Raw genomic sequence first — 14,157 nt, 5'->3', positions numbered from 1 at the left:
CTGCCGATAACAGCGTTTGTCGCCGCGCAGGGGCCACGGCCTCGCATGTACGAATTCTTCCTACAGAAATTCGGGCGAAACGCCGTCGTCGCGTCGGCAGGTCTGTCCGATAGTCGCGCCCGGCGCATTGCGGGAGAATCGCCCGACATCACGAGCGGGGCCGGAAGTGTCGCCAGCAGGCGTATTCGGGCAAACGTTTCCCGCCAGGCCTGACCAGCCACGCAACGACTCGGGGGAAAGATGACGGCCACTACCATGAGCACGCTCGCGGAAATTCGCGAGGTGAATCTGTCGTACGTGCTGCTCGCGCAGCGGCTGCTTCAGGAAGACCGCGTTACGGCGATGCATCGGCTCGGTTTGTCCGAGCAAGTGGCCGCTCTCGTGTCGTCGCTGACACTCGCGCAGGCGGTGAAGGTCGCGGCGTCGAGCCATGTGCTGTGCCGCTTTCGTTTCGACGACCACACGATCCTCGCTTCGCTCTCCGACAAGGACAAGAGCCCGGCGCTCGCGGCGATGCTGCTCGCCGACGCGCCCGTCGAACAGATCGGCTGAGGGCGCCGCCCCCGCCCGAGCAAAGACGCAAAACGGCTCGCTCTCGCGACAAACAAGCCAGATTCGCTGCGAGCCGCACGTCGCCCCACGTCCCAAAGCCCCCGCCAAAGTTTTCCAGCCGGGTGCCGTAAACAGACATAACCGCGCATCGACGCCGGTCATTTCCGCATTCGAACCCTGAGGACCCGACAGTGCTGATTTTCGTTGGAACGCTCGTGACATTGCTGTCCGTTTTCGGCGGTTACGCGCTCGAAGGCGGCCATCTTGGCGCGCTCGTACAGCCGGTCGAAATCTTGATGATCGCCGGCGCGGGCATCGGGGCCTTCATACTCGGCAACGGCGTCAAGACGATCAAGTCGACGCTGCTCGTCATTCCCACGCTTTTCAAAGGCTCCAAGTACAACAAGGACGTGTACATGGAGCTGATGGGCCTGCTCTACGTGCTGCTCGCGAAGGCGCGCAAGGAAGGCACGCTCACGCTCGAATCCGACATCGAAGATCCGCACAAGAGCCCGATCTTCAGCCAGTACCCGAAGCTGCTCGCGGACCATCACATCGTCGAGTTCATGACCGACTATTTGCGGCTCATGGTCGGCGGCAACATGAATGCGTTCGAAATCGAAAGTCTCATGGACGAAGAGATCGAGACGCACCACGTCGAAGGCGAAGCGCCCGCGCTGGCGCTGCAAAAGGTCGGCGACGCCATGCCCGCGTTCGGCATCGTCGCGGCGGTGATGGGCGTCGTGCACACGATGGCCTCTGCCGACCAGCCGCCCGCCATTCTGGGCGAGATGATCGCGCAGGCGCTCGTCGGCACGTTCCTCGGCATTCTGATTTCGTACGGCTTCATCGGACCGCTCGCGAGCGTCGCGGAGCAGCGCGTCGCCGAGCAGACGAAGATGTTCCAGTGCATCAAGGTGACGATTCTCGCGAGCCTGAACGGCTACGCGCCGGCAATTGCCGTCGAGTTCGGCCGCAAGGTGCTGTTCTCCACGGAGCGCCCGTCGTTCTCCGAACTCGAAGAGCACGTGCGCCGGGTGAAGGCGAAGTGACGCGCCTCGTTTTCGCGACCCCGACCGGAGCCCTGCGATGAGCAGCGAAAAAGACCGTCCCATCTTCATCAAGCGCATCGTGGCGGGCCGCAAGGGCCACCACGGCGGCGCATGGAAGCTGGCGTACGCGGACTTCATGACCGCGATGATGGCGTTCTTCCTGCTGATGTGGCTGCTCTCGTCGACTTCGCCCGTGCAGCGGCGCGGCATCGCGGAATACTTCAACATGCCGCTCAAGGCGGCGATGGTCGGCGGCAAGAGCGTCGGCATGGACAACAGCATCATCACCGGCGGCGGGCGCGACATTTCGAGCAACGATCCGGGCACGGCGCGCGGTTCCGACGGCACGACGCAATTCGCGCAGAGCCCGACCGCGAAAGCCGACGAGGAACTGCTGAAAGCCGCGCAGGGCGAGCTTGAGCGGCGCGAACAGGCGCGTCTTCACGACCTTCAGGTGAAGCTGATGGCCGCGCTCGAAGCCAATCCGACGCTGCATCAATTCAAGCAGCAGATTCGCATCGAATCGACACAGCAGGGCCTGCGCATCGAGATCGTGGATACGCAGAAGCGCCCGATGTTCGCGCTGTCCAGCAATAGCGTGCAGCCATACATGCGCGACATCCTGCGCGAAATCGGCCGGACGCTGAACGACGTGCCGAACCGCATCGTGGTGCAGGGCCATACCGACGCCGTGAAGTACGCGGGCGGCGAGAAGGGCTACAGCAACTGGGAACTGTCCGCGGACCGCGCGAACGCGTCGCGGCGCGAACTGGTCGCGGGCGGCATGGACGAAGCCAAAGTGCTGCGCGTGCTCGGCCTCGCGTCCACGCAAAACCTGAACAAGCAAAACCCGCTCGATCCCGAGAACCGGCGCATCAGCATCATCGTGCTGAATCACCGCGCGGAAGCGTCGATGCTGCGCGACGACGGCGGCTCGGCCGCCACGCTCGACAACGCGACGGACGACTTCTCGCCCGGTGCGAAGCCGCTTTTGGGCCGGATCGTGCCCGGCGCGTCGAAGCAATAAGCAAGTGCCGCGCAAATCCGCATAAAAAACGCTCAAGACTCCACACGTTTGCGCCGTCATCCGGACAAGAGGCAGCGACGCGCAGACCCAAAGGCGACACATGATCAAGAACATTCTGGCAATCGACGATTCCGCAGCCATGCGGCAGATCCTCTCCGCCACGCTGACGACGGCGGGCTACGAGGTGACGGTGGCGTCCGACGGCAACGAAGGGCTCGAATGGGCGCTCGCGGAGCGTTTCGATCTCGTGCTCACGGATCAGCACATGCCGCAAAAGAGCGGCCTCGACCTGATCGCGGAGCTGCGCGCGAACCACGCCTACCGCGCGACGCCGATTCTCGTGCTGACCACGGAAGACGGCGAGCCGTTCAAGGAAGCGGCGCGCGCAGCGGGCGCGACGGGCTGGATCGAGAAACCGCTCGATCCGGACCTGCTGACCGAAGTGGTCGCCGCGCTCTCCGAAGATACGCAGCACTGAAGCGAACAGCCAAAGCCAAGATAACTCGCGCGCACGCGCCGACGGTGAATCAAGCATGACACTCGACATTACCCAGTTCTATCAAACCTTCTTCGACGAAGCGGATGAACTGCTCGCGCAGATGGAGCAACTGCTGCTCGTCCTGGATATCGCGAATCCGGACCCCGAAGATCTCGCGGCCATCTTCCGCGCCGCGCATTCGATCAAGGGCGGCGCCGCGACGTTCGGTTTCACCGCGCTCACCGAGACGACGCACATTCTCGAATCGCTGCTGGATCGCGCGCGCAACAACGAGCTTGTGCTTCGCCGCGACATGATCGACACGTTCCTCGCGACGAAGGACGTGCTCTCGGACCAGCTCGCCGCGTATCGCGCGAGCGCCGAGCCGGATGCGGCCGCCGCCGCCGCGATCTGCGCGAAGCTCGAACGCCTGAAGAACGAAGACGCCGCGCCGGCGAGCGCGCCTGTCGTCGAGGAGCCGGTCACGCTGCCGGTCGTCGGCGAAGTGGACGTGACGCCGGCCTACGAAGGCCCGAACGCGCCGCCCGCGCACGTGATCGCGCAAGCCGCCGAAGCCATCGAGGACGACGGCAACTGGGACGGCGCCTTCGAAGTCACCGACGGCGCAACGAATGCAACGAATGCGGGAACCGCGGCCGGCACGCCGGCGGCGGAAGCAGGACCCCACCTGAAAATTACGCTACGGGGGGTGGGCGAGAAGGACCTGGCGACCTTGACCGAGGAGCTGGGGAACCTGGGCAGTATCGTCGGAGAGAAAAAGACCGACGCCGAACTCGTGCTCTGGCTCGATTCGGACGTCTCATCCGACGACATCGTGGCCGTGTGCTGCTTCGTGATCGACGAATCGCAAATCACGATCGGCCGCGGCGACGCGCATCACATTGCGCCGTCGGCAGCGCCCGAGCCGGCGCAGGTCAAGCAACACACGCTACAGGCAGAGCCGCCCGTATCGCAGGCGCAGGAAGCGCCCGCATCCGCGGCGCAGCACAAAGAAGAAGCGGCGAAGGCGGCGGCGAATGCGGAAACGCAAGCTGCTGCCGCCATCCCGTCACGCGACACGCAAGCGAAGGCCGCCACGGGCGACGCCGAGAAGAAAGCGCGCCCGGCCGCAGCAGCATCGGCGGAAGGCAGCTCCATTCGCGTCGGCGTGGAGAAGGTCGATCAGCTCATCAACCTGGTCGGCGAACTGGTCATCACGCAGGCGATGCTCGCCGAAACCACGAGCACGTTCGATCCTGCATTGCACGACCGTCTTTTCAACGGCATGGCGCAGCTCGAGCGCAACGCGCGCGACCTGCAAGAGGCCGTCATGTCCATCCGCATGATGCCGATGGATTACGTATTCAGCCGCTTCCCGCGACTCGTCCGCGATATCGCGGGCAAGCTCGGCAAGGACGTGGAACTCGTCACGTTCGGTCAGGCGACCGAACTGGACAAGAGCCTGATCGAGCGCATCATCGATCCGCTCACGCACCTCGTGCGCAACTCGCTCGATCACGGCATCGAGACCGTGGAAGCGCGCCGCGCGGCGGGCAAGCCCGCGACCGGCCAGCTCGTGCTGTCGGCGGCGCATCACGGCGGCAACATCGTGATCGAAGTGAGCGACGACGGCGCCGGACTGCGCCGCGACAAGATTCTCGCGAAGGCGCAGAAGCAGGGCATGCAGGTTTCGGAATCGATGACCGACGAGGAAGTCTGGCAACTCATCTTCATGCCGGGCTTCTCGACCGCCGAACAGGTGACGGACATTTCCGGCCGCGGCGTCGGCATGGACGTGGTGAAGCGCAACATCCAGTCGATGGGCGGCCACGTCGAGATCATGTCGCGCCAGGGCGCGGGCACGACCACGAAGATCGTGCTGCCGCTCACGCTCGCCATTCTCGACGGCATGTCGGTGAAGGTCGGCAACGAAATCTTCATTTTGCCGCTCAACTTCGTGATGGAGTCGCTGCAACCGGTCGCCGAGGATATCTACACGGTCGCCAACGGCGAGCGCGTGGTGCGCGTGCGCGGCGAATATCTGCCGCTCATCGCGCTGCACCAGGTGTTTTCAGTCGAAGGTGCGCGCACGGAGCCGACGCAGGGCATCGTCACGATCCTGCAAACGGAAGGCCGCCGCATGGCCATGCTGATCGACGAACTCGTCGGCCAGCAGCAAGTGGTCGTGAAGAACCTCGAAACCAATTACCGCAAAGTGCACGGCATTTCGGCGGCGACGATTCTCGGCGACGGCAGCGTCGCGCTGATCGTCGACGTGGCCGCGCTCAACCGCGAATCGCGCGTGCAGCACTCGCACACCCATTAAACACATCGACCGAAACTGGGGTTTCTCATGGCAGACATCCAATCGATTCAAAACGCAACACTGTCGCGCCGCGATGCGCAGCACGCCGAAGCCGCCGGACAAGAGTTCCTCGTCTTCACGCTCGGCGCCGAAGAGTACGGCATCGACATCCTGAAAGTGCAGGAAATTCGCGGCTACGACAGCGTCACGCGCATCGCGAACGCGCCCGCGTTCATCAAGGGCGTGATCAATCTGCGCGGCATCATCGTGCCGATCGTGGATATGCGCATCAAGTTCAATCTCGGCCGCGTCGAGTACGACAACCAGACGGTCGTCATCATCCTGAACGTGGCGCATCGCGTGGTCGGCATGGTGGTGGACGGCGTGTCCGACGTGCTCACGCTGACGACGGATCAGGTCATGCCCGCGCCCGAATTCGGCGCGACGCTCACGTCGGAATATCTCACGGGCCTCGGCACGGTGGATGGCCGCATGCTGATTCTGATGGACATCGAGAAGCTCATGACCAGCCGCGAGATGGAGCTGATCGACTCGGTTGCCGCTTAAACAGGCGCGCAGAAGCACCAAGCACGCGTCGCGAGCCAAGGAAAGGAAGCCATGTTCAAAAAGTTGTCGATCCGCACGGCGCTCACGCTCGTCGGTCTGTTGTTCGTCGGTTGCGCGGCTGTCATCGGCGCGCTTTCGCTCGTCGGCCTGAATTCCGCGAGCGCCTCGCTCACGTCGCTCGCCGACGAGGACATGGTGGCGATGCGCGCGCTGACGGATACGTCGTCGTACTTGCTGCGCTCGCGCATCACGCTTGACCGCGTGCGGTCGCTCACCGAAGCGGGCAGCGCCGACGAAGCGAAGAAGGCGATGGAGCGCGGCCAGTTCCTGCTCGACAAGAGCTACGAGAACTGGAAGCTCTATCTGGACACCAAGAAGCCGATGCTGCCTCAAGCGACGCTCGACACGCTCGTCGCGCAGCACGACACGCTGATGAAGACCGGCGTCGAGCCCGAGTTCGCCGCGATGCGCGCGAACGACATGGCCGCGTATCACGCCATTGCCGACACGAAGATCAGCCCGATGTTCGTCTCGTTCGATCAGGCGGTGACGGCGGCGGTCGCGTTCCAGCAGAAGCACGCGGAGCAATCGCGCGCCAGCGCCGCCTCGCAGAACGCGACGCTGAGCGTGGTCATCGGCGGACTGCTCGCGCTTTCCGTGCTGCTCCTGATCGCCACGCGCTTCGCGTTGCGCAGCCTGATCGTGTTGCCGATCAACGACGCGGTGGACCACTTCGAGCGCATCTCGCGCGGCGATCTCACGAAGTCGGCGCACACGGACAGCACGAACGAAATCGGCCGTTTGTTCTCGGGCATCGAGCGCATGCGCACGAACCTGACCGCGATGGTCGGCGCGGTGCATCGCGGCGCGGAATCGATCGATGTCGGCGCGCATGAAATCGCGAGCGGCAACACGGATCTGTCGCAGCGCACGGAAGAGCAGGCGGCGTCGCTGCAAGAAACGGCTTCCAGCATGGAACAGCTCACGAGCACGGTGAAGCAGAACGCGGACAACGCGCGCCAGGCGAGCCAGCTCGCGGTAAACGCATCGGATATCGCGTCGCGCGGCGGCCAGGTCGTCGAGCAGGTCGTCGATACGATGAACGCGATTGCGTCGAGTTCGGGCAAGGTCGTGGACATCATCGGCGTGATCGAAGGCATTGCGTTCCAGACCAACATTCTCGCGTTGAACGCGGCCGTGGAAGCGGCGCGGGCGGGCGAGGAAGGACGCGGCTTCGCGGTCGTGGCAGGCGAAGTGCGCTCGCTCGCGCAGCGTAGCGCGGCGGCGGCGAAGGAGATCAAGACGCTGATCGGCGATTCCGCCGAGAAGGTGCAAAGCGGCTCGCACCTCGTGACACGCGCGGGCGAAACCATGGGCGAAATCGTGCAGGCGGTGCGCCGCGTGACCGACATCATGGGCGAGATCAGCGCGGCCTCGGAGGAGCAGTCCGACGGCATCGAGCAGGTCAATCGCGCGGTCACGCAGATGGACAGCGTGACGCAGCAGAACGCGGCGCTCGTCGAGCAGGCGGCGTCGGCGGCGGCATCGCTCGAAGACCAGACGCGGCAGTTGAAGGAGATCGTCGGGCAATGGCGTATCGCGGGCACGGTTGCGGTGGCATCCAAGCCGAGCGCGGCGGTCGCGGTCGCGCGCCTTGCGCCCGCCGTGGCGAAGGACACGCGCGTCGAGCCGTCGTCGCGCGCATCGTCCGCGAGCGCAGCGAAAGTTGCAGAGCAGCCTAACGTCGCGCCGGAAACGGCCGTTATCAAGGATAAGGCCCGCGATGCAGCGAAGCCGGCAAGCGCAGCGAAAGCCGCGCCCCGCGTGAGCGCACCGGCGGCGGCACCCGCCGCGCGCGCGAAGGCCACGACCGCCGACGACGGCGACTGGGAAACGTTCTAAGCGCATCGGCCGGCACCGGTCGAGCGCGCGGACTCCGAAACAACCCGGCGCACGACCGGCGCAGCAGCGAAAGCAAGCACGCAAGCAGGCGCAAATAGAGCAAGAGGCACCAGAATGGCAACGCGTAATGCAACCACCGCACGCGTCGAACTGGCCGGCGGCATACGCGGTCCGGAAGTCGAGCGCGATTTCGAATTCACCGTGGCGGACTTCGCCCGGATCCGCGAGCTGATTCATCGGCGCGCAGGAATTTCGCTGTCCGACCACAAGCGCGACATGGCCTACAGCCGGCTCGCCCGACGCCTGCGCGCCTGCGGCATGGACACGTTCAAGCAGTACCTCGACCGTCTCGAAGCCAACGACGACAACGCCGAGTGGGAAGCCTTCGTCAACGCACTGACGACCAACCTGACGGCGTTCTTCCGCGAGTCGCATCACTTCCCGCTGCTCGCGGACTTCGTGAAGCGCCGCCAGCAGCCGGTGTCGGTGTGGTGCTCGGCGGCATCGACGGGCGAAGAGCCGTATTCCATCGCGATGACGCTCGTCGAGGCGCTCGGCGAGCAGGCCGCGCGTCACTGCACGGTGTTCGCGAGCGACATCGACAGCCAGGTGCTCGCCAAGGCGGACGCGGGCGTCTATTCGCTCGATCAGGTGAAGGGAATACCGGTGGAACGCCTGAAGCGGTTCTTCCTGAAGGGCACCGGCTCGCACGCGGGCTTTGTGAAGGTGCGCCCGGAGTTGCGCTCGCTGGTGAGCTTCGGCCGCGTCAATCTGACGGATGCGCGCTACGACGTGAAAGGCCCGTTCGACGTGATCTTCTGTCGCAACGTGATGATCTATTTCGACAAGCCGACGCAAGGGCAAGTGCTCTCGCGCTTCGAGCCGCTGATGAAGCCGGGCGGCCTGCTGTTCGCCGGTCATTCGGAGAACTTCACGTATGTGTCGCAGGCGTTCCGGCTGCGCGGTCAGACGGTGTACGAACTCACGCGTGACACGAAGGCGGCGGGCGCGCCGAAGCGCGCGCTCGCGGGAGAGCCTGCATGAGCGGACTGCCGATCGCGTCGAACCTGTATTTCGACAACCATTTCAAGAAGCCCGGCGTGAAGCTGCTGCCGAACGAGTTCTACATGACGAGCGAAGACATGGTGCTCGTGACCGTGCTCGGATCGTGCGTGGCGGCGTGCATCAACGATCGCACGGCGGGCATCGGCGGCATGAATCACTTCATGCTGCCCGATGACGGCTCGGACCCGTCGCACGCGTCGTCCGACTCCATGCGCTACGGCGCCTACGCGATGGAAGTGCTCATCAACGAGCTCATCAAGCGTGGCGGACGCCGCGAGCGGTTCGAAGCGAAGGTGTTCGGCGGCGGCGCGGTGCTCGCCGGCATGACGACGATCAACATCGGCGATCGCAATTCGGAGTTCGTGCGGCGCTATCTCGCGCTGGAGAAGATTCGCATCGTCGCCGAGGACTTGCAGGGTATGCATCCGCGTAAGGTCGCGTTCATGCCGCGCACGGGACAGGTGATGGTCAAGAAGCTGAAGACGCAGCACGATCCGGTCGTCGTCGAGCGCGAGCAGGCGCTCGTGCAGCGCACGCCGGAAGAGCGCGCGGAACGGCTCGCAAGGGCGCGTGCGCGTGTGGAACTGTTCGGCGTGGAGCGCGCGAAAACCGCGGCGCCCGCGACGAAGCCGCGCGTCGAGCTGTTCGGCGCGTCGGGATCGACGGCCGCGGCGCGTGCGACCAGCGCGATGGCGCGGACGGCGCGCATCGCGAAGACGGTGGAGGAGGCGTGAGCATGTTGAATGCATCGAATGGCGGCAAAGAAGCCGCGCCGAAGATCAAAGTATTGTGCGTCGACGATTCGGCGCTCGTGCGCAGCCTGATGACCGAGATCATCAACTCGCAGCCCGACATGCACGTGTGCGCGACCGCGCCCGATCCGCTCGTCGCGCGTGAACTGATCAAGCTGCACAACCCGGACGTGCTGACGCTGGATGTCGAAATGCCGCGCATGGACGGCCTCGACTTTCTGGAGAAGCTGATGCGCCTTCGGCCGATGCCGGTCGTGATGGTGTCGTCGCTGACGGAACGCGGCAACGAAATCACGCTGCGCGCGCTGGAACTGGGCGCGGTGGACTTCGTGACGAAGCCGAAAGTCGGCATCCGCGAGGGCATGCTGGATTACGCCGAGAAGCTCGCCGACAAGGTTCGCGCCGCTTCCCGGGCGCGCGTGCGGCAAATCGCGCACGCGGCGAGCGCGCCGAGCGCGCAAGGTCACGCTGGCGCGAAGCCCGCGCCGCTCATCAACAACCCGCTCGTGTCGACGGAAAAGCTCGTGATCGTCGGCGCATCGACGGGCGGCACGGAAGCGATCCGCGAAGTGCTCGTGCCGCTGCCGCCGGACGCGCCTGCGGTGCTGATCGCGCAGCACATGCCGCCGGGCTTCACGAAGTCGTTCGCGCAGCGCCTGAACGGGCTGTGCCGCATCACGGTGAAGGAAGCGGAGCACGGCGAGCGCGTGTTGCCGGGCCATGCGTATATCGCGCCGGGCCACGCGCACCTCGTGCTCGCGCGTAGCGGGGCGAACTACGTCGCGCATCTGTCGGATGCGCCGCCGGTGAACCGGCATCGTCCGTCGGTGGATGTGCTGTTCCATTCGGCCGCGCAGCATGCAGGCAAGAACGCGATCGGCGTGATTCTGACCGGCATGGGCCGCGACGGCGCGGCGGGGCTGCTCGAGATGCAGCAGGCGGGCGCCTACACGCTCGCGCAGGACGAAGCGAGTTGCGTGGTGTTCGGCATGCCGCGCGAAGCAATTGCAATGGGCGGTGCGAGCGAGATCGCGCCGCTTTCTGAAATGAGCCGGCGCGTGATGGCGCGGCTGGCATCGATGGGCGAACGCGTGCAGCGCGTCTGATTTAACTGAATTGAATTACGCGGTGTCACGCCGCACTGAGAACACACGGGAGCAATGATGGACAAGAACATGAAGATCCTCGTCGTCGACGATTTTCCGACGATGCGACGTATCGTGCGTAATCTGCTGAAGGAGCTCGGCTACTCGAACGTCGACGAAGCAGAAGACGGCGCGGCGGGCCTCGCGCGTCTGCGCGGCGGCGGCTTCGACTTCGTGATCTCCGACTGGAACATGCCGAACCTCGACGGCCTGTCGATGCTGCAGCAGATTCGCGCGGACGCGACGCTGTCGCATCTGCCGGTGCTGATGGTGACGGCGGAATCGAAGAAGGAGAACATCATCGCGGCGGCGCAAGCGGGCGCGAATGGTTACGTGGTGAAGCCTTTCACGGCCGCCACGCTCGACGAGAAGCTCACCAAGATTCTCGAGAAGATGGCTAAAGCCGGGAGCTGATCGTGAACGATCTGACCACTGAACTTTCCGCTGTCGCAGCCGAGGCCGATAACGATTTCTCGAGCGACCGCATTCTCGCGCGCATCGGCCAATTGACGCGCACGCTGCGCGACTCGATGCGCGAACTGGGTCTCGACAAGCAAGTGGAAGCCGCGGCGCAGGCCGTGCCCGACGCGCGCGACCGCCTGAAGTACGTCGCGACGATGACCGAGCAGGCGGCCGACCGCGCGCTCAACGCGATCGAACTCGCCAAGCCGATGCAGGAAGCGATGCAGCGCGAAGCGCAGGCACTCGACGATCGTTGGGCGCAATGGTACGGCGCGCCGCTCGCGCAGGGCGAAGCGGGCGAGTTGCTCGCGCAGACGCGCAGCTTCCTGCAAAGCGTGCCGGAAAAGACGCAGGCGACCAACACGCAACTGCTGGAAATCATGCTCGCGCAGGATTTCCAGGATCTGACCGGTCAGGTGATCAAGAAGATCACGGACGTCGTGTATCTGATCGAACAGCAACTGCTGGGCGTGCTGCTGGAAAACATCGCGCCCGAGCGGCGCGAGCAGTTCGCGGCGTCGGCGGCGGCGCTGATGTCGTCATCGACGGGCAGTACGGAAAGTCTGCTCAACGGACCGCAGATCAATCCGGAAGGGCGCAGCGACGTCGTGCAGGATCAGTCGCAAGTAGACGATCTGCTCGCGAGCCTCGGCTTCTGAGCCTTCGGGCTTCCTGACGGCATGCAGCACAGACGCGGAGCGCCTCTTCGGATGCGTTCCGCGTTTGCGTTTGCGCCGAATTCCTTCCTCGACTCCCGTTTTAGCAAGGCATCTATCGACTGGGAACTTCTGCCTGACTTACTGTTCGATTCTTCCGTCCCAACGGCGCGCGACGTGCGCGTGACGCGGCCGTTTTTCGGGATTTGGCATACTGATGGCTATAGCATCCCTATGATGCTTCAATCGGCAAGCGGGCCGCAGCCCCGAAAACGGCGCGCGGCCCCGGCAGACAACCATCCATTGGAATCGACAGGAGGCCCAGTGAAGGTACCGAAGCAACCCCGTCATGGGCATCTCAGGCTATCGTTGGCCTTTCTCGCAGGCGCGCTCAGCGTCTGCACAGCCGGACCGGCGCGCGCGGCGCTCGGCGGCGAACCGCTGACCGCGCCGCAAGGCGCGACCGCCGCGAATGCGGTCGTGCATGCCGCGACCGGGGCGTCCGGCGCGTCCGGCGCATCCACGGCATCGACGTTCACCGTCCGCTCGACGACGCTCGCGAGCGGCACCGTCATCAACGAATACGTGTCGTCCGGCGGCACGGTGTTCGGCATTGCCTGGCGTGGGCCGCGCGTGCCGGATCTCGCCACCTTGCTCGGCAGCTATTTCCCGCAGTATCAGCAAGGCCTGCTCGCGCAGCGCGCCGCACGAGGCGGACGCGGGCCGGTGAGCGTGGAAGCGTCGGGACTCGTCGTGCATTCGGGCGGCCACATGGGCGCATTCTCGGGCAGCGCGTACCTGCCGCAGTCTTTGCCCGCCGGCGTTTCCGCCAGCGACATCCAGTAAGCGACGGGAGAATCCGATAATGCTTAGAACGACACTCGGCCTCGGCGCGGCATCTTCCCGGCCCACCGGCAACGCCGCGCGCTGGTTCGGCGCGCTGTTTCTCGCCCTCACGCTTGCCGCATGCGGCGGCGGCAGCGACAACAACTCCAGTTCCAGTAGCGGCGGCTCGTCGGGCGGCAGCAGTTCCAGCGGCTCGTCCAGCACCGCGAATGCCCAGCCGATCACGCCCAACGGCACCAACGCGGTTCCGATTACGGTGAACGGCGGCGTCGCGAACTTCGTCAATATCCCGAATGTCTCGGTGACGGTTTGTGCGCCCAACTCGAACGTCTGCCAGACCATCGACAACATTCAGATCGACACCGCTTCCTTCGGCTTGCGCATTCTGAGCTCGGCGGCGCAGTCGGTTATCGGCGCGCTGCCGGTCGCGAAGGCGCCGAACGGCGGGCAGCTTGCCGAGTGCGCCGGCTTCGCGGACGGCTACACGTGGGGCACCGTGCGCCAGGCGGACGTGCGCATCGGGTCTGAAGTCGCGAGCGGCTTGCCGGTGCAGATCGTCGGTGATCTGGACGCGTCCGCGGCCCCGACCGGCCTGAACGGCTGTCCGTCCGGCAACGACGAAAACACCACGGGCGAAATCGGCGCCAACGGTATTCTCGGCATCGGCACGCTGGCGCAGGATTGCGGCACCAATTGCGCGACGGCCGCCGCGAACGGCATGTACTTCTCGTGCACCAATGGCGCTAACTGCACGGGCACGGCGGTGCCGGTCGCGCAGCAAGTGGCAAATCCGGTGCAGAAATTCCCGGTCGACAACAACGGCGTCATCGTCCAGTTGCCGCCGGTTGCGGATACCGGCGCGGCGAGCGCGAGCGGCACGCTGATATTCGGCATCGGCACGCAGAGCAACAACACGCTCAGCGGCGTGACGCAGCTGGGCACGGACGCGTACGGTAATCTCGCCGGCACGTACAAGGGCACGAGCTACCAGACATTCTTCGACACGGGTTCGAACGGCAACTTCTTCCAGGACAATTTCCCGCTGTGTTCGAGCACGAGCGTGTTCTATTGCCCGAGCTCCAAGCAGTCGCTCACGGCGACGGTCTCCGGCAGCGAAGGAAATACCGCGACCGTGCCGTTCAGTCTCGTGAGCGCGCGCACGCTGACATCCGGCACCGGAAAGTACGCGTTCAACAGCCTCGGCGGCCAGTTGGGTTTGACCGGCCAGTTCGATTTCGGCGTGCCGTTCTTCTACGGGCGCCACGTGTACGTCGGCTACGGCAGCTCACCGTACGTCGCCTTCTGACGCACGCAGCATGGATGAGAAAAAAAATCCGGCCTCGGCCGG

14 protein-coding genes are annotated in these 14,157 nt (G+C 64.9%); all 14 read left to right on the top strand.

All coding sequences use genetic code 11. The annotated features are described in order from the left end of the window. Positions 1-240 precede the first annotated feature (240 nt). Positions 241-552: a flagellar transcriptional regulator FlhD gene (gene flhD, locus P9239_RS17175; RefSeq protein WP_309752985.1), complete on the top strand. Its 312-nt coding sequence runs from the start codon at positions 241-243 to the stop codon at positions 550-552. A gap of 191 nt (positions 553-743) precedes the next feature. Beyond that, positions 744-1,604, top strand: a complete 861-nt coding sequence (gene motA, locus P9239_RS17170; protein WP_309752983.1) for a flagellar motor stator protein MotA — start codon at positions 744-746, stop codon at positions 1,602-1,604. Positions 1,605-1,641: 37 nt separating this feature from the next. Further along, a complete protein-coding gene (motB, locus tag P9239_RS17165; RefSeq protein WP_309752981.1) occupies positions 1,642-2,631 on the top strand; it encodes a flagellar motor protein MotB in 990 nt (329 codons plus the stop codon). 100 nt (positions 2,632-2,731) lie between these two features. Next, complete coding sequence (locus P9239_RS17160; RefSeq protein ID WP_175939044.1) at positions 2,732-3,109, top strand: response regulator; 378 nt, start codon at positions 2,732-2,734, stop codon at positions 3,107-3,109. Between the two features lie 55 nt (positions 3,110-3,164). Further along, on the top strand, positions 3,165-5,435 hold the full coding sequence (gene cheA / locus P9239_RS17155) for a chemotaxis protein CheA (protein WP_309752978.1): 2,271 nt from the start codon (positions 3,165-3,167) through the stop codon (positions 5,433-5,435). Between the two features lie 27 nt (positions 5,436-5,462). Next, positions 5,463-5,981 carry a chemotaxis protein CheW gene (gene cheW / locus P9239_RS17150; protein WP_309752976.1) on the top strand — a complete coding sequence of 173 codons (519 nt, stop codon included), beginning with the start codon at positions 5,463-5,465 and terminating at the stop codon, positions 5,979-5,981. A gap of 51 nt (positions 5,982-6,032) precedes the next feature. Continuing rightward, entirely contained in the window at positions 6,033-7,883 is a 1,851-nt protein-coding gene (locus P9239_RS17145; RefSeq protein ID WP_309752974.1) for a methyl-accepting chemotaxis protein, read from the top strand. Between the two features lie 114 nt (positions 7,884-7,997). After that, positions 7,998-8,927, top strand: coding sequence for a CheR family methyltransferase (locus tag P9239_RS17140; RefSeq protein ID WP_309752972.1), 930 nt, complete (start codon positions 7,998-8,000; stop codon positions 8,925-8,927). Beyond that, positions 8,924-9,682 carry a chemoreceptor glutamine deamidase CheD gene (gene cheD / locus P9239_RS17135; RefSeq protein WP_309752969.1) on the top strand — a complete coding sequence of 253 codons (759 nt, stop codon included), beginning with the start codon at positions 8,924-8,926 and terminating at the stop codon, positions 9,680-9,682. Before P9239_RS17140 ends, cheD begins: the two co-directional genes overlap by 4 nt. Before the next feature lie 2 nt (positions 9,683-9,684). Next, the gene (locus tag P9239_RS17130; protein ID WP_309752967.1) at positions 9,685-10,806 is read left to right on the top strand and encodes a chemotaxis response regulator protein-glutamate methylesterase; all 1,122 of its coding nucleotides are present in this window, start codon (positions 9,685-9,687) and stop codon (positions 10,804-10,806) included. A gap of 57 nt (positions 10,807-10,863) precedes the next feature. Next, positions 10,864-11,259, top strand: coding sequence for a chemotaxis response regulator CheY (gene cheY, locus P9239_RS17125; RefSeq protein WP_159837744.1), 396 nt, complete (start codon positions 10,864-10,866; stop codon positions 11,257-11,259). Between the two features lie 2 nt (positions 11,260-11,261). Continuing rightward, entirely contained in the window at positions 11,262-11,966 is a 705-nt protein-coding gene (gene cheZ / locus P9239_RS17120; protein WP_309752964.1) for a protein phosphatase CheZ, read from the top strand. Positions 11,967-12,287: 321 nt separating this feature from the next. Next, complete coding sequence (locus P9239_RS17115; protein ID WP_309752962.1) at positions 12,288-12,809, top strand: DUF2844 domain-containing protein; 522 nt, start codon at positions 12,288-12,290, stop codon at positions 12,807-12,809. A 19-nt stretch (positions 12,810-12,828) separates the two neighbouring features. Continuing rightward, the gene (locus P9239_RS17110) at positions 12,829-14,115 is read left to right on the top strand and encodes a DUF3443 domain-containing protein (protein ID WP_309752959.1); all 1,287 of its coding nucleotides are present in this window, start codon (positions 12,829-12,831) and stop codon (positions 14,113-14,115) included. The last annotated feature ends 42 nt before the right edge of the window (positions 14,116-14,157 follow it).

Source organism: Caballeronia sp. LZ062, from assembly GCF_031450785.1.
Lineage (GTDB): Bacteria > Pseudomonadota > Gammaproteobacteria > Burkholderiales > Burkholderiaceae > Caballeronia.
This window is presented reverse-complemented; position numbering and strand designations above follow the sequence as displayed.

What these genes read in the sequence shown, in the direction of transcription:
- flhD (WP_309752985.1), top strand. Translation starts at nt 241, where the DNA reads ATGACGGCCACTACCATGAGCACGCTCGCGGAAATTCGCGAGGTGAAT.
- P9239_RS17130 (WP_309752967.1), top strand. Translation starts at nt 9,685, where the DNA reads ATGTTGAATGCATCGAATGGCGGCAAAGAAGCCGCGCCGAAGATCAAA.
- P9239_RS17145 (WP_309752974.1), top strand. Translation starts at nt 6,033, where the DNA reads ATGTTCAAAAAGTTGTCGATCCGCACGGCGCTCACGCTCGTCGGTCTG.
- P9239_RS17110 (WP_309752959.1), top strand. Translation starts at nt 12,829, where the DNA reads ATGCTTAGAACGACACTCGGCCTCGGCGCGGCATCTTCCCGGCCCACC.
- cheA (WP_309752978.1), top strand. Translation starts at nt 3,165, where the DNA reads ATGACACTCGACATTACCCAGTTCTATCAAACCTTCTTCGACGAAGCG.
- cheD (WP_309752969.1), top strand. Translation starts at nt 8,924, where the DNA reads ATGAGCGGACTGCCGATCGCGTCGAACCTGTATTTCGACAACCATTTC.
- cheY (WP_159837744.1), top strand. Translation starts at nt 10,864, where the DNA reads ATGGACAAGAACATGAAGATCCTCGTCGTCGACGATTTTCCGACGATG.
- cheW (WP_309752976.1), top strand. Translation starts at nt 5,463, where the DNA reads ATGGCAGACATCCAATCGATTCAAAACGCAACACTGTCGCGCCGCGAT.
- motB (WP_309752981.1), top strand. Translation starts at nt 1,642, where the DNA reads ATGAGCAGCGAAAAAGACCGTCCCATCTTCATCAAGCGCATCGTGGCG.
- P9239_RS17160 (WP_175939044.1), top strand. Translation starts at nt 2,732, where the DNA reads ATGATCAAGAACATTCTGGCAATCGACGATTCCGCAGCCATGCGGCAG.
- P9239_RS17140 (WP_309752972.1), top strand. Translation starts at nt 7,998, where the DNA reads ATGGCAACGCGTAATGCAACCACCGCACGCGTCGAACTGGCCGGCGGC.